The sequence below is a fragment of the Dyadobacter sediminis genome, from assembly GCF_005860765.1.
Taxonomy (GTDB): domain Bacteria; phylum Bacteroidota; class Bacteroidia; order Cytophagales; family Spirosomataceae; genus Dyadobacter; species Dyadobacter sediminis.
In genome coordinates this window covers 531,345-547,680 of sequence record NZ_VCEI01000011.1, presented here as the reverse complement: position 1 = coordinate 547,680, position 16,336 = coordinate 531,345, and the positions used below count along the sequence as shown (strand labels likewise).

14 protein-coding genes are annotated in these 16,336 nt (G+C 42.9%); all 14 read left to right on the top strand.

Annotated elements, in window-relative coordinates; translation table 11 throughout:
- The first annotated feature begins 440 nt into the window (after nucleotides 1-440).
- Nucleotides 441-1,658, top strand: a complete 1,218-nt coding sequence (locus tag FEM55_RS03110) for a PAS domain-containing sensor histidine kinase (protein ID WP_229209066.1) — start codon at nucleotides 441-443, stop codon at nucleotides 1,656-1,658.
- 70 nt (nucleotides 1,659-1,728) lie between these two features.
- Complete coding sequence (locus FEM55_RS03105) at nucleotides 1,729-2,793, top strand: response regulator (protein ID WP_138279841.1); 1,065 nt, start codon at nucleotides 1,729-1,731, stop codon at nucleotides 2,791-2,793.
- Between the two features lie 390 nt (nucleotides 2,794-3,183).
- Nucleotides 3,184-3,996 carry an SRPBCC family protein gene (locus FEM55_RS03100; RefSeq protein ID WP_138279840.1) on the top strand — a complete coding sequence of 271 codons (813 nt, stop codon included), beginning with the start codon at nucleotides 3,184-3,186 and terminating at the stop codon, nucleotides 3,994-3,996.
- Nucleotides 3,977-5,146, top strand: coding sequence for a zinc-dependent alcohol dehydrogenase (locus FEM55_RS03095; RefSeq protein WP_138279839.1), 1,170 nt, complete (start codon nucleotides 3,977-3,979; stop codon nucleotides 5,144-5,146). The genes FEM55_RS03100 and FEM55_RS03095 overlap by 20 nt, the downstream gene beginning before the upstream one ends.
- A 529-nt stretch (nucleotides 5,147-5,675) precedes the next feature.
- Nucleotides 5,676-5,945, top strand: a complete 270-nt coding sequence (locus tag FEM55_RS03090; RefSeq protein WP_138279838.1) for a YgaP family membrane protein — start codon at nucleotides 5,676-5,678, stop codon at nucleotides 5,943-5,945.
- A gap of 212 nt (nucleotides 5,946-6,157) precedes the next feature.
- Complete coding sequence (locus tag FEM55_RS03085; protein ID WP_138279837.1) at nucleotides 6,158-7,372, top strand: DUF748 domain-containing protein; 1,215 nt, start codon at nucleotides 6,158-6,160, stop codon at nucleotides 7,370-7,372.
- A gap of 122 nt (nucleotides 7,373-7,494) precedes the next feature.
- Nucleotides 7,495-8,475, top strand: a complete 981-nt coding sequence (locus tag FEM55_RS03080; RefSeq protein WP_138279836.1) for a TIGR03885 family FMN-dependent LLM class oxidoreductase — start codon at nucleotides 7,495-7,497, stop codon at nucleotides 8,473-8,475.
- 81 nt (nucleotides 8,476-8,556) lie between these two features.
- Nucleotides 8,557-8,820 carry a hypothetical protein gene (locus tag FEM55_RS03075; protein ID WP_138279835.1) on the top strand — a complete coding sequence of 88 codons (264 nt, stop codon included), beginning with the start codon at nucleotides 8,557-8,559 and terminating at the stop codon, nucleotides 8,818-8,820.
- Nucleotides 8,821-9,169: 349 nt separating this feature from the next.
- Entirely contained in the window at nucleotides 9,170-10,066 is an 897-nt protein-coding gene (locus tag FEM55_RS03070) for a response regulator (protein WP_138279834.1), read from the top strand.
- A 735-nt stretch (nucleotides 10,067-10,801) separates the two neighbouring features.
- Nucleotides 10,802-11,161 (top strand): hypothetical protein, encoded by a 360-nt coding sequence (locus tag FEM55_RS03065; RefSeq protein WP_138279833.1) that lies wholly within the window; start codon nucleotides 10,802-10,804, stop codon nucleotides 11,159-11,161.
- 668 nt (nucleotides 11,162-11,829) lie between these two features.
- A complete protein-coding gene (locus FEM55_RS03060; RefSeq protein ID WP_138279832.1) occupies nucleotides 11,830-12,369 on the top strand; it encodes an SRPBCC family protein in 540 nt (179 codons plus the stop codon).
- 354 nt (nucleotides 12,370-12,723) lie between these two features.
- Entirely contained in the window at nucleotides 12,724-14,256 is a 1,533-nt protein-coding gene (locus tag FEM55_RS03055) for a porin family protein (protein WP_171036454.1), read from the top strand.
- A 238-nt stretch (nucleotides 14,257-14,494) separates the two neighbouring features.
- Entirely contained in the window at nucleotides 14,495-15,100 is a 606-nt protein-coding gene (locus tag FEM55_RS03050) for an RNA polymerase sigma factor (RefSeq protein WP_138279830.1), read from the top strand.
- Between the two features lie 98 nt (nucleotides 15,101-15,198).
- A complete protein-coding gene (locus tag FEM55_RS03045; protein WP_138279829.1) occupies nucleotides 15,199-16,311 on the top strand; it encodes a FecR family protein in 1,113 nt (370 codons plus the stop codon).
- The last annotated feature ends 25 nt before the right edge of the window (nucleotides 16,312-16,336 follow it).

Below are 16,336 nucleotides of genomic sequence, written 5' to 3'. Positions count from 1 at the left end.
TGAAAAATGTTCTGTTCGCACGGCATCGGTGGCAAAAGACAGCAAAACTGCGCCTTCTTCAAAATAGTATGTTCCGTAAACATGATCTTCGTCATGTTCCCGAAAAATCCGATTGTGTAATTTTGTTTTTTACGACATAATGCATAAAGTCGTAAAGACCGGGCGAATTTGAATAAATACATTTTGTAACAATGTCATGTGCTTCATAGAAATGTTGCAAAAGAAGGAATGTTCAAAGATTATAAACAAATTACACGAATACAGTGCCGAACATTAGAATGTATTCTACTTATAATAATACAATATTCTACTTTAATAAAGTTGAAACTTACAACAATGTATTAAACTAAATCAAACTATTTAATATGTAATCGCTTGCGCAGTTAACCTTTGTACAGTAACTTGGTATGTTTGATAAGAAAAAACTAAAATATGCCCTGATGATAACACGTCACATAGAAATGCTAGACGCATTGTTCAAGCATGCGACAGAAGGTATTGTTGTGATTGACAAAACGGGAAATATTGTTAAACTGAATCCAAAAGCAAGTGAAATGTTCGGTTATTCCACCGAAGAGCTGCTCAACAAGAAAATAGAATGGCTTATTCCGGAACGATTCAACGAAAATCATATTGGTTACAGAGACAAATATCTGCTTTTACCACGGGCACGCGGAATGGGCCACTTGCGGGATCTTTTTGCAAGAAGAAAAAACGGCACGGAATTTCCGGTTGAAGTAAGCCTCAGCCCATTTAAAACCACAGATGGCGAATTTGTTGTAAGCTTTGTAGTAGATATTACAGACCGCAAAATCCAACAGAACCGGATTATTGAAGCACATTCGGAAATCCAGAAGCTGAATGCCGAACTGGAAGCGCGGGTTGAGCAACGTACGAAAGAGCTGGCGGCTGCGATCATCAACGTGGAGAAATCGCAGGAAGAAGTAATCCGTGCGCTGCAGAAAGAACGCGAACTCAATAATATGAAAAGCCAGTTTGTAACCATTGCTTCGCATGAGTTCCGCACGCCGCTGGCGACCATTTTGTCTTCCGCTTCCATCATCGGCAAATACACCCGGACCGAAGACGAGGAAAAAAGGCAGAAGCACGTGCAGCGTATCAAGTCTACGGTAACCAATCTGACGCAGATTCTGAATGACTTTCTTTCCATCGGCAAACTGGAAGAAGGCCGAGTACAGAATATTCCCGCCCGGATGGATCTCAAAGAATTTTGTCAGAGCCTGATGGAAGAAATGAAAGGCCTGTGCAAGGAAGATCAGCAGATCATTTTTGATTACAAAGGGAATGAAGAAGTATGGCTGGACAAACAGATGATGCGCAATATCCTTTTCAATCTGCTGTCTAATGCCATCAAATACAGTGACGCCGGCAAGCGGATTTTTCTGAAAGTTGTTTCCAGTGAAAAAACGATTCAGGCTGAAATTGAAGATCAGGGGATCGGAATTCCGAAAAATGATCAGGTGCATATTTTCGAACGCTTTTTCAGAGCTGTCAATGCCGGCAATGCACAAGGTACAGGCCTCGGCCTCAACATTGTACAAAGCTACGTAACGCTGATGGGCGGCACCGTTAAATTTACCAGCAACGTAGGAACAGGCACCACATTCCAGCTTCAGCTTCCCAATCATTTGCCATGAACCCGGAACAGTGCTGCCAGATTAGAAATGTTTTGATAGAAACTGTTTAGACCAGGATAACTAACCTTTTGTGGAAAATAGAAAAATTTTACTGATTGAAGATAATCCCGAAATGAGGGAAAACACGGCCGAAATCCTGGAACTTGCCAACTATCACGTAGTGACGGCAAAAAACGGGAAAGAAGGTCTGCAGCTGGCCACGCAAAACAAACCCGATCTGATCATCTGCGACATCATGATGCCCGAGCTCGACGGTTATGGCGTGTTGCATATGCTCGGAAAAGATGAACGCACTTCCACGATTCCGTTCGTATTCCTGACCGCGAAGGCTGAAAAACAGGACTATCGCAAAGGTATGACCATGGGTGCCGACGATTATCTGACCAAGCCTTATGATGATATCGAGCTGCTGAATGTGGTGGAAATGCGGCTGAAAAAAAGCGAAAGGCTGAAAAAGCAATTTGACCGCTCCCCCGAGGGCTTTGACCAGTTTATAGAAGAAGCACGCTCTTTTGACCTGATTACCAAACTGACCGAGGATAAAAAAGTGAAACTGCTGCGAAAAAAAGATACCATTTATACAGAAGGCAGCTCTCCTTCCAGCGTGTTTTTTTTACGAAAAGGAAAAGTAAAATCCTATAAATCCAATGACAATGGAAAGGAATACATAACTGATCTGTACGGCGAAGGCGATTTCTTCGGTTACCTTGATCTTTTACAGGGAGAATCGTACCGCGATACGGCGATTTCGCTGGAACCATCCGAAGTCGCCATCATTCCGAAGGAAGACTTTTTTAACCTGCTACAGGGAAACCGCGAGGTGTCTTCCAAATTCATTAAAATGCTGTCCAACGAGATCAAGGAACGCGAAGAAAGGTTACTGCAGCTCGCCTACAATTCAGTCCGGAAAAGGGTTTCGCAGGCATTGATTATGCTTGTAAAACATTATCAGGACGACGAGTCCAAGCCCTTTTCCATGTCCATCACCCGGGAAGATATTGCTTCACTCGTGGGCACAGCGACGGAAACAGTGATCCGCACGCTTTCCGATTTCAAGGACGAACGCTTGATCGACATCAAAGGAAGCCTCATCACCATCCTGAATTATGATAAGCTGGTCAAAATGCGCAATTAAACTGCTGTCAACTTTCCGGAACAAAGAGGAGCTGTATCAATATTAAATCTGCTTCACTCCTGATTACAATCCCGTTTTTATAATCATGATGGTTATAAAAAACGGGATTTTTAGTTCCAATTCGCATCGTACCCGTCCCATTTTAATTTTCTTCAATCCTTAAGGAATAATTTTTATCCTGTAAGACATCAGTTCAAACAACTGTATCAGAACGCAGCATCGTGTTGTGGGATATGTAACAGCCGTTTGCTTAAAAGACGGGATTGCAGGAATTTCTGAAAATCTCTGGATTGGGGAATTAGGTCTACGCACTGTACGCATTATTTCAGCAGCCAGAAAAACAGTATTTGGATAAAATAACGACGCTTTAACAATTAAACAGACAAAGAAATGACACAGATCAAAGTTACATCGGCAGAGTACATTGCCGAAGCACTTCCCGATCCGATTGGCAGCGGATCAGCTTATATGAACGTCGGAACTTCAGAACGTATTATTTCGGCGGTTGCCGGCCTTGCACTCATGAGCTTCGGCCTTCGCAGGTTTTCCATTCCGCGGTTACTGGTAGCGGCGGCTGGCGCCGCATTAGTTGAAAGAGGCGCATCGGGATATTGTCCTGTCAATAATATGGTCAAGAGGGATACGTCACAAGCTGCAAAGCCGGAATCCACCGAAATAACCAAGAGTCTGACGATCAACAAGCCCAGAACCGAAGTTTATCAATTCTGGAGAAACCTGGAAAACCTTCCGAAATTCATGCAGCACCTTTCGGAAGTAACGCAGATCGATTCCAAGCGATCGCACTGGATTGCGCCGGTACCGGGCGGAATCGGCAAAATAGAATGGGAAGCGGAGATTATTGAAGAAGTGGAAAATGAGAAAATCATCTGGCGCTCCGTTCCGAATGCCAGTGTGGACAATTCGGGTGAAATCCTGTTCAAAGATGCACCCGCAGGCCAAGGAACTGAAATATACGTGGTGATCAAATATTTGCCGCCTGCCGGAGCCATCGGCGGAACGCTGGCCAAAGTTTTCAATCCGGCCTTCAAGCAGATGGTGAAAGAAGATCTCAGACGATTCAAACGACTCATTGAAACAGGTGAAATCCCGGTGAGTGAATCCAGACCATCCGGCAAAACGCAGACAATTGAAGACAATTCCATGGACCAAATAGAAAAAACATATGAAAGCCCTTTGTTATAACAACGTAAGAGACCTGCGAGTAGAAAACATTCCCGATCCGGCGATTATCAGCCCAAAGGATATGATTATCCGTGTTACGCTTTCATCCGTTTGCGGTTCGGATCTCCATATCATCAACGGTTTTATACCGACTGTAAAGTCCGGTGATGTCCTTGGCCATGAATTCATGGGCGAAGTGGTGGAAACCGGAAGCGAAGTCAGGAAATTTGTAAAAGGCGACCGTGTTGTGGTTTCGTCTGTAATTGCCTGCGGAGAATGTCATTATTGCCAGCACGATTCCTTTTCGTTATGCGACAATACCAACCCGAATGCCTTCATGCCGGAAAAACTGTATGGCGACACCATGGCCGGAATATTCGGTTACACACATGCTTTCGGCGGGTATGCCGGCAGCCATGCGCAGTATATCCGGATTCCGTTTGCTGATATCGGCGCGTTCAAAGTACCCGAAGGGCTGCATGATGATTCCGTTATTTTCTGTTCAGATGCCTTTCCGACGGGTTACATGGCAGCAGACATGGCGGATATCAAACCGGGAAGCGTGGTTGCGATCTGGGGATGCGGCGGTGTCGGGCAAATGGCTATTCAAAGCGCCTGGCTCATGGGTGCAGAAAGAGTCATCGCTATTGACAAAGAACCTTACCGGCTGCGTATGGCACGGGAAAAAGGCAGAGCTGAAACAATCAATTTTGAAGAAGCCGATGTTCTGGAAGCCCTCCGGGATATGACTGCAGGCCGCGGCCCGGATTGCTGCATCGATGCCGTGGGAATGGAAGCTTCCGGTTCCGGATTCGGGTATGCGTATGACAAGGTCAAGCAATGGGCAAAGCTGGAAAATGATCGTCCGCTTGTTTTGAGAGACGCCATCATGGCCTGCCGCAAAGGCGGAAATGTTTCCATCGTGGGTGTATACAGCGGTTTTGTGGATAAAATACCGATGGGAGCCGCCATGAATAAAGGACTTACTTTCAAAATGGGTCAGATGCATGGACAAAAGTATATTCCGCAATTGCTTGAATACGTGCAAAGCGGCCAGGTAGATCCGTCCTTTATGGTTACGCACAAAATGGGGCTGGAACAAGGTCAGGAAGGATACGACATGTTTACGCAGAAAACAGACAATTGCATGCGTGTTGTTTTTGCACCTTAAAAATAAATTACATCATGTAAAAAGCTCCGGTCCTGACGCCGGAGCTTTTTACATATACGCAATCCTGTATACGCATGCCTGCACAACAGGTAATTCACATTGAATACGTCAACTCGAACTTCGCAATAAAGCCAAAAAAAATGGCGCGAACGACGCGCCATTTGTCAGCAGGTTACCAAGAAAACCGTTTCCTCCCGAATGATACCTTAATTCATCCTCATCTCTTCCCACGTTCATTTTCAGGATTGCCGGTTTCATAACCGCCGGAGCATTGATTCAGCCTAGGTCAAAAATCTTTGTTAATCGAAGAACAGGTTACTACTGTTCAGAAGCATAAAGCAAGAGACACGGTAAGTAAACGGGCAGGAACATACTTTATTGCAGACAGTATCTCAGCACGGTAAAAATTTGTTAATGCATTGCTGATTCAGTCTTGTAACGAACATCATGAAGGACAGAAATAATCTGGTATGATTCTTGAACGGCAGATTTAAAAATATATTCACCCGTATCTGTAAAAACACGTATTATGGAATCAACAATGGATAAGGTAAAAGACAAAGCGCATGAAGCCGCGGATACGCTTCATGAAGTACAAAATGTAGGCAATTCCGAACGCATTATCTCTCTGGCGGCAGGTATAATCCTTACGGTTGCAGGACTTTCGAAAAAAGAAACCATGCTGGGAAAAGGAATGTCCTTTATCGGCGGCTTACTGATTACCCGGGGTACAACCGGATTTTGCCCGCTGAACAAAGCCATCGGACGTAACAGCCTGGTTACCGAAGCACTTGCCTGACATCTAAAAAAACTACATTTCAACAGATCGCGCGGTTTACTGGCGAGAATCGCTTGATTTGTAGGCACTGCATCATGATTTCATGCATGGTCGAAGGTCTGTTTAAAAAACGGAACAGTGCCTTTGGCCTCTTTCCAAGAAAATTCCGGACAACGTACCTGTTGCCGGAATTTCGAATTTAAAACATCTGGCGAACTTAATATCATTTCCGCATGATAACTGAAAAACCAAAATCCAGAAAACAAAAAACGTTATGGTTTATACTTGGTCTGGTTACGTTTCTCATCGTTATCCGGATTTTACTTCCGTACATTGTACTTCATTTTGCCAATAAAAGCCTGGCCAGCATGAAAGGATACTATGGTCATATACAGGATGTTGATCTTGCTATTATTCGGGGCGCCTATAAAATTGACAGTATTTATCTGAACAAAACCGATACGGTAACCAGCAAACAGACGCCTTTCTTCGCCTCATCGGCTATCGACTTGTCTGTGGAATGGAAAGCATTGCTGAAAGGGAATATTGTCGGTAATGTAGTACTTACCAAACCAAAACTGATTTTTACCAAAGACCGCGTGGAACCGAAACAGGTTGTCAAGGACTCAGCCGATTTCATGAAGATTTTGGACCACTTTATGCCGCTCAGTATCAACCGGTTCCAGATTAAAGACGGCATTGTGCAGTTTAATGACAATACTACCAAACCGCACGTGGACATTGCCATGACCAATCTGGATCTTCTGGCGCAGAACCTGCGAAACAGTTATGATTCAACGGCAATATTGCCTGCATCCGTTGACGCCTCGGCATCCATTTATGAAGGGAACCTGAACATGCGGGCCAAGCTGAATCCCCTCGCAGTAAGCCCGACATTCGACATGAGCGCCGAGCTGAAAAATACCAATCTCGTCAAGCTCAACGACTTTTTTCAGGCTTATGCCAAAATTGACGTCAATGACGGTCGTTTCGGGTTGTACACTGAAGCTGCTGCCAAAGACAACCAGTTTGCAGGCTACGTCAAGCCATTTATTACCCATCTCGACATTCTCGGAAAAGAAGACAGGAAAGACAATGTTTTCAGAAAATTATGGGAAGCAGTGGCGGGCGGAGTCGGCGAAATATTTGAAAATCAGAAGAAAGATCAGGTGGCGACCAAAATCCCGTTCAAAGGACAGCTGGACGACGTGAACACGAATATCTGGTTTGCGCTAAGCAACATTCTGCAGAATGCATTCATCCATGCCCTGCAACCTTCGATCGACAATGAAATCAGCATCGGCTCCGTAAAAGCGCAAAATGAAGAGAAGAAGACGTTTTTTCAGAAAATATTTTCCTCCGATAAAAATGATAAGAAGAAAGACAAGAAAGAAAAGACAGACAGGAAAGACAAGAAAAATAAAAAAGACAAAAAGGACAAAAAATAATCCCTTCGTATACTCCACAAACTGTTGCTGCTGAAGCATGGCACAGTTTTAACCAAGCGGTTTCATAGTTGAAAAGTAAAAATGCAATGAGTTAAAAGTTGCGTAATCACATCCAATTCTGTATGAGCAAAATCGCCATAGGTTATCATGCATCGCATGAACAGTTTAAACCCAGTGAACTTTTAAAACTTGTTGTTCAGGCACAGCAAGCGGGATTTACAAACGCACTGAGTTCAGATCATTTTTTTCCATGGAGCGAAACGCAGGGCGAAAGCGGCTTTGCATGGAGCTGGCTCGGCGCTGCCATGCACGCAACGTCATTGAATTACGGCATTGTGAATGCGCCCGGCCAGCGGTATCATCCCGCCATTATTGCGCAGGCCGTTGCGACACTCTGCGAAATGTTTCCCAACCGTTTCTGGATTGCAGCCGGCAGCGGACAGTTTCTTAACGAACACATCACAGGCGAACAATGGCCCTACAAGGAAAAAAGAAACCGGCGCCTTAAAGAATGCGTGGACATCATGCGGGCGTTATGGCGTGGAGAAACCGTAACCCATGACGGTCTGGTGAAAGTGGTCGAAGCCAAGCTTTATACGCGGCCCGATTACATTCCGCAAATCATAGGCCCGGCACTGACGGTTGAAACGGCGGCATGGGTCGGAACATGGGCGGATGGCATGATTACCACTTCCCGCGAGCCAGAAGAACTGAAAAAAATGGTGCATGCATTCCGGGAAAATGGCGGAGCCGGAAAGCCTGTTTACCTGAAAGTGCAGCTTTCCTATGATACAACTTATGCCAAGGCGCTGGCGGGTGCACATCATCAATGGAAAAACAATATTTTTTCATCAGCACTGCTTTCCGATATTCGCGGAGCTAAGGGATTTGATGCAGCGGGTTCGGTTGTAAGGCCCGAAGATCTCAAAAGTTCAGTACGCATTTCTGACAGTACCGACCAGCATACCGAATGGCTTTTACAAGACATTGAAGCGGGCGTAACCGAACTGTATCTGCATAATGTAAACACCGGCCAGCAACAATTTATTGAAGTGTTCGGCGAAAAAGTCTTACCCGAATTCCAGTCTAGAAAGGTGTTGTGAACAGTCTTGTCCTTTTATGAAAATACTTACCAAAGCAGGAACAATATTTGTAAGGCATTGTAAGATTTAAACAGAAACATCATGCAAAACGACGATCATAATACACAACAAAACGAGGAAGAAACCACTCCGACGGCGCACGGCAGAAATGCAGTAGACAATTTCAATGATGATACGGTGGATGATTATGGAATCGATTATTCCAAACCGGGCGCAGAGGAAGAACTGGAAGCCAGGCAATCGATAAAAGGCGGAAGAGGCATCAGAGGAGTTGAAAGAAACCGGAACGATGACTTCGAAGACAAGGAAGATGAAAAGTCGGAGGATGAAAACTTCAAAGCCTGAATCTTCACATAATCTCAGAAAACAAATACCTTAGTTCAGGTATTTTTGGCAAGTTGCTGTCAGGCAGAAAGCGAAATAAAATATACCATTCGTTTTCTGCCTTTTATTTTACCAACCCGTCTGTTGGTTTGCTATTTAAATACAGTTTAAATTGCAGAAATATTGCTTATAAATAAAATCTGAGTATGTATTTTAAAAGGTCAAATAGTCAAAAAGCATGGTTTTGATAAATGCATTCAGTACCTTTTTTTTACATACAATTTTAAATAATTGTCCAATTGTCCAGCAGCATTCCGGTGCGTTGGCTGATTTAAAAGAACACCCGTAATAGCCCCATTACTTTTGATAAATGAGTGAAATAAAGAATAACATCAAATCCATTTATATTGTTGATGATGACGATGACGATCGTATGCTCATGAAAGAAGCCATCGAGCATGTAATCGGAGAAATAGATATTTACGAGGTAAGTGACGCCGTACATATGATGGAATTGATCAATACAAAAACCATTTGTGAACAATCGTCACTTATCCTGATGGATATGAATATGCCGCGGATCAGCGGGCTTGAAATACTGACCCATATCAAGGCCAATGATTATTGCAGCCACATACCCGTGGTGATGATTTCCACATCGTCCAGCGCGGATCTGATCAACAATGCGTACGAACTTGGAATCAATGCCTACATCACCAAACCGGTTTCTGCAAGGGAATATATTGAACTTGCCGAAGCTGTCACTATCTGCTTTCTGAATAACAATCCCTTTCCGAAAGACGCTGTAATACCTAAGGATAATGAACAGAAAACAATCCTGATTATTGAGGACAGTCCGGATCAGAGTGTGCTGATGTCACACGCCATCAAAAATACATTGCATAATGTCAGTATTTATGAAATGAACAGTCCGGAAAACACCATGGAATTCTTCAATGATCATTGGAAAACGCTGCAATATCCTCCGCAGCTGATTATTCTGGACTTGTACATGCCTGAACGAAAAGATGGTTTGCAACTGCTGAAAGCAATGCGTGAATTTTTTGTTTCCAATAATATAAACAACATTCCCATAGTTGTATTCAGCTTTTCGGAGGATCGCGAAGATATTGATGAAAGTTACCGGAATCAGGCAAGTGCATACCTTACAAAATCCGTTGATTATGACAATTGGCTCAGCTATTTTCAACATCTGATTCATGCATGGTGGAATGTAATTTCCTTGCCTAAAAAGCCTAATTCTTAACTAATCTTTGCGGCCTCTTACCAGCTTGTATCCTTACTGTATGATATAACTTTGCAGGTATAATTACGAGTACCTGCATTAAAAAATTCTGCAGATAAAGAATTTTGATCATCCGGATTTATTGTCCGCCGGATCAGGATTAAACCGGATTATGTATTTACATTTCTTGCAGGTTTTAAGAGAAACCAAGCGGCATATATCCTGCTGTAATTACCCGAACCATACCATTTCAGCCAGCTTATTCTTAAATAACTACGATATGAATATAAAACTAGGTTAAACTACATTCGTGTTATTTCTACAACGTATATGTAACGGAGTTAAGCTGCATTTATGTTAATCATTTTTTAATTAATTGACCATTATCCAGAAATTCGTTGCACGGTGTATTTTGTTTGCGCATATTTTGGCATTCATTCATTTATCGTGTATATTGAATTATTTTAAGTAAATAATCCTTAAAAGGATAATGTGAAACCCGCTGCTGTCTTCCTTTAATTGAATTAATATTTTATAAATGTTGTATATAGTACCGGATACAATGTGGAATTTATTCAGGCTGATTCAAAACACTATTTAATCATTTTCCCTGATGCATTCATCTGTATTTATTAGCCATTTTCTAATGATGCAAATGATGTAATTCAGAACAATCCAGCTTGATTTTGCTGCTGGATTTTCGTTCTGGATTTTCCGAATGAAACAACTGAGATCATTATAATACTACCGCACATCATGAAAAAGTCAAACATTTTCGTTTACATTGAACTTTCAAAACTTGTAGAAAGTCTCACCACGAACGTACTGCTTTCCAAACAGCATCTTAAAGCGCAAGCCGGTTATTTTCAGCTTATTCCATCACGATATTTTTCAGATAATTTATATCCTGAATGGGAAAGCATCTGCAACATCGTCAAGCATAAAGGTCCGAAAAAAGATGAAAGCGGAAGAATAATCCAGAATGCAGTCGCCAATACCATTGACCAGATGTCACCGCAGGAATGTGTTGCTGTTGCCAACAGAATACTGCTGCTATTTGAAAAGGTGAAAGCAGAAGTGGAATATGCCATGCCGCAGGCAGATTACCACGGATAATTGCAGCATATTCCAATAGCATCATCTTTGGTTGCAATCAGCCGCTGCCAGCAAATCAACAGCAATGGCGCGGCTATTTCAACCGGTATAAAAAAGAACGGAGGGTAAAGAGGAAAACCGGCCAAAATCCATAAACGGACAATTCGAAATGCGAGCGTCTTTTTTCGATTTCCGGAATGATCCTGTAAATGGCAAGGCCAAGTCCGACGGACAAACCATTTAACCGGTGTTGCAAGGTGTGGCAGATTTGCCGCTATATATAATGGATTATTGTAGCCCGACAAACCGGTCAATCCGGTTCCGAGTGGCACCTAAGCCAAAATGGCCTAGACAATCTGAAGGTTTCTGCGATTCCTGTTCATGGACATTTTGCTCTGTTGTGGAGGTAAATAAAAAGTCATTTAGACGGATGCATAAGGGATAAAATGCACGTCAGCAAATCAGTGTCATTTCAAAATTCAGGAAGGCCAATCCGGTACAGTTTATTGTATGGATTGGCTTATTTGTTTCACAGCCCATGAAGTATTCATCGGACTATGCAAATCAGGACCTGTTCATTTCATTCCCTGCAGTTTCTTCGGTACAATTATTATAGTTACAAATTTGGTCTTCTGCTCAGCTGAAAATCAGACTGGGTGCAGATGGAAAAATAAAATATAACAATCATAATGGATACGGATCAAAACGCAAATACGATTCAGATAAGCAAGGAATTTGCAGTGGATGTAAACAGACTTTTCCAGGCCTGGACAGAACCGGATCAACTGAAACAATGGTGGCATCCTAGTGGAAACTCGCTGAAAGATGTTAAAAATGATCTTCGCGAAGGCGGTGAAGTAACTTATGAATTTCAGGAAGCAGGACTAATTATTTCAGGAAATTACAAGCAGGTAAACCCGAATGAAAAGCTGGTTTATTCCTGGAACTGGAATCTTACCGAAAATAATGAAGAAGCTTCCTACACGCTGACCATTTCGTTTGAAGGCAAAGATAATGGCAGTATTCTTCATATTTTACAAGAAGGTTTTTCAGGCCCGGAAGCCATCAAACCGCATCAGGAAGGTTGGAATAATGGTTTGGAAAGTTTAAAACAATTTCTTGAATCCAACGAAAGTGGCCATGATAATCTGCGCAGCGACGAACAGATGAATGACCGATCCGGCGGATATAATGAAGCCCCCGAACAGGTTAAAGTAGGCGGAGCTTAGTTCATTTATGTAATTAATTATTTTGTGTTAATTACGATAAATTATGCCCGAAAAAAACATTTAAATCCGGTAACATATTTCATTTATATGTTACCGGATTTTCATTTGCAATCCATTCTTTACAAGTCTTCGAAAAATTTCAATCTGCAACCGGTAATTCTTTTTAATGTTGAATTAAAGATTTTCAAAGATGTATTTGGCAGGCCAAAAACAAACCATTATCCGGTAAATCCCTCCGCGTTTGATCATGCATTTTGGTACAGGCATAATTCTTTATGAATTGTAAGTATTACTTTACCAAAATTCATTATTATGAAAATGCATACTGTTCTATATACTTATGGAATAATGTTCATGGCAATTTCCGCATCTGCACAAGGTGTTTCCAAAGATTCAATCAATATGCTTAATCAGCAAAAAGAAGCGATTGAAATCAGCAAGAAATTAAATGAAAAAAGAATCGAACTTGCCAAACTCGAAAACGAGCTGACAGAAAAAACCAGCAAAGCCAATCAGGCTGCACAGGAAGCGCAAAACGCTGCAGCTGAAAACGAAGATCTGGCTAACAGATTGCGAAATGATGCCAAGAACAAGGATCTGGCAAACCAGGCAAACAAATCGGCAAAACAGGCAGAGAAAAGTTCCAAAAATGCCAGAAAAGCAGCCGAAGATGTTGAAGATACCAACAAAAAAATAGAATCGCTGCGGAAGGAAATTGCAGAAGAAGAATCGAAATCAGGTATAACTCCGGCAGGTGTAACCTCCACAACACAAGCTTCCGCTTCTTATCCGGCAAATAATTCTGGTCAGGGAAATGCTTCCAGCCAATATAACGGAGGCAACACATCCGGCGGATATATACAAGGAAACGCTTCCAACCAGTCGGCGGGGTACAATCAATCTGGCGGTTCCAATCAGGCACCTTCCTACAACAACCCCGCACCTGCGCAACAATACCAGAACAATCCGCAGGTCATTCAGCGCAACGTTCCGGTGGATGGCGGAAACAATAATGCAAATGCCAACGAAATTGCTCAGAAAGTGCTGGAATCGACTTACAAGAATTATCCGCAGCAAGCCGGTCAGCCTTCAATCATCATCAACAACATTATTGTTCCTTCGGATTATGACAAATCCAGAATGGCAGGCGGTTCCAGTCAGCAAATGCAGCCATATGGCAACAGCAACATGGATGATTATGAAGCCTTTAAAGCATGGCAGAACCAGAGACGCGGCAATGCTTACGCAGGACAAAACAATATGCCGCAAAATACGGAACAAACCCAGTACATTCAATCCAGACCCGGCGAAAGATTAACCTTCAAGGAACGATTCGGCGAAGTGAATGCGCGCAATTCAGGATTATGGGTGATTCCAATGGTGGGTGTACACGCCTCCAATTTCAATGCGGATTTTAAGGAAGGCACAGCTGACGGACGTACAGGCTGGAACGCAGGACTTGATTTCAGAATACATATGAAGCGTTTCTTTATTCAGCCGGGTGCGCATTATTTCAGTTCATCCTTGCGAGTAACCAGCGAAGATAGTATTTCAAGTGCGCCTTTGCTGGACGGCCCGCGAATTCATTCGTTGAAAGTTCCGGTAATGATCGGTCTTTATCTTACCAAAGCAAACAAAGGATTTTTCAAAGCCAACATCAAAGGCGGTATTGTAGGAACGTACGTACTGGATGTAGACGATAATAACCAGGCGCAGTTCTCCAAAAACAACATTGAGGATTACTCCTATGGCCTTAATGCCGGACTTGGCCTTGAATTCGGATTTATAACACTCGATTTCTCGCACGAATGGGGAATGAGTCCGTTGTTCAAGCAGAATGATGTCAAAAACAATGTGCTGCGTGCTACGCTGGGATTCAAGCTATAAGCGAAAAACCAGCTAATTAAACTTCTACAAAAGCCTCTGTGCTGGCATCAGCATGGAGGCTTTTGCTTTATGTACCTGAAAAATCCCGCCTTTTAAATTTCATTTCAGATTTACAGAATTATTTTTATAATTATTTATCAGAAAACCATAACGTTAATAGTTTTATACATTTGCAAAAGCAGCTCTGAAGTTATTTCAACTGCCAATTCTCAGCTTTCCCGATTGTAGAAAGGGTTCCATGAAGCTCCTAAAAACAAATGGTCCTCAGGAAGAAGATGAAATAAACCTCTGGCGTAAAATGCTGGAAGGCAACACTTCCTGTTATGAACAGCTTGTTGGCAGAACCTACGGCCTGCTGTTTCAATACGGATGCCGATTCAGTTCGGATCGTGAAATGCTGAAAGATTGCATTCAGGACGTATTTCTGGAAATCTGGGAGAAACGTAACGTACTGAATCCGCAAATTCCGCCACGTGCCTATCTGCTTGCTTCGGTTCGCCGCCGCATCCATCGTGTCATGCAGCGGAACCGCGTTCAAACTACCGATAACATTGAAAAGTCCCTATCCGATTTCAATGTGGAATTTAGTGCGGAATATCTGTTTATTCAGTCCGAACAGGACCAGCAGCTTGCAAAACGCATTACATGTGTGCTGAATGAACTGCCCAGAAGACAGCAGGAAGCCATATTTCTACGGTTTTTCAACGATCTGGAGCGGGATGAGATTGCGGACATCATGGATATTCATCCACAGTCTGTTTCCAATTTACTTCAATCCGCATTCCGGACTATCAAAATGCAATGGAAAATAATCGTAAGCCTGATTCACATACTTGCGAATTAATTGAATTCTGATCCAAAAATAATTTTAAAAAAAGCTATAAAAATACAGTATCCAGTCCCGCCTGTTGTCTAATGGTATTTGAAAGATACTATTTTCAAATGGATCGGTACAACAACTTCATGCTGGAAGATTTTATATGGGATGCCTATTTTCGAAAATGGGTTCTTCATCCAACCCGGGAAACAGAAACAGTCTGGAATTTGTGGCTGGAAAAAAATCCGGACAAAATGGATCTGGTTCTCCGCGCAGCAGGAATTGTAAAAGCCGTCGGGCCTGCAAATGTCCCGTTCAGTGAATCGGAAAAGCAACTGGCAGTCAAAAGCATTGTCAGCAAGCTCAACAGCAGCGCCGAAAAAAATCCCTCACGTTCCACAGCTTGGTTTCCGAAGTTCTGGCTGCAGACAGCGGCCGTCATTGTACTAATGGCGGGCCTGGGCTGGATCTTCTGGACATGGAACCAACAGAAGCAACTGGATTACCAACGCCTTGTCGCCCATGCGGATGTACCGCTGATTGAGAAAGTCAACACGACCGGAATTGCTCAGACTATACGACTTTCGGATGGCAGTGCAGTGAAACTTAGTCCCGGCGGAAAAATCAGTTTTTCATCAGAAAACAAATTAAAACGGGAAGTTTACCTTTCCGGAGAAGCCTTTTTCGATATTACAGCCGATCCTGAAAGGCCCTTTTTCGTATATGCCAATGAAGTGGTGACCAAAGTACTGGGAACAAGCTTTATTGTCCGCTCCTACCCGGCTGAAAAAGAAATTTCCGTTTTGGTAAAAACGGGGAAAGTAGCCGTCTTCACGCGTAAAGATCCCGCTGCCGTACAAAAACAGCGTTCAAAAGAATTAACCGGCGTCATCATTGAACCCAATCAGCAGATTGTGATCCTGAGGGAATCCGAAAAAATGACCAAAAGCCTTGTACCCAGTCCGCAGATTATTGCAAACGGCACTGCCGGCTACCAATTTGAATTTGATGACGTGCCGGCATCAGAAGTTTTCGCAACACTTCGCAAGGCCTATGGTATCGAGATCCGATATGATTCTGACAGGATGAACGATTGTCCGGTTACGGCACAGTTAACGGATTTGCCTTTGTATGAAAAACTGGATCTTGTCTGCAAGGCGATCAATGCCACTTATGAACGCACGGATGACAGCATCATCATCAAGGGAAATGGTTGCGGACCAACAGCAAAGCCTTGAAATAGAATATTTGAAAATCTTGCCT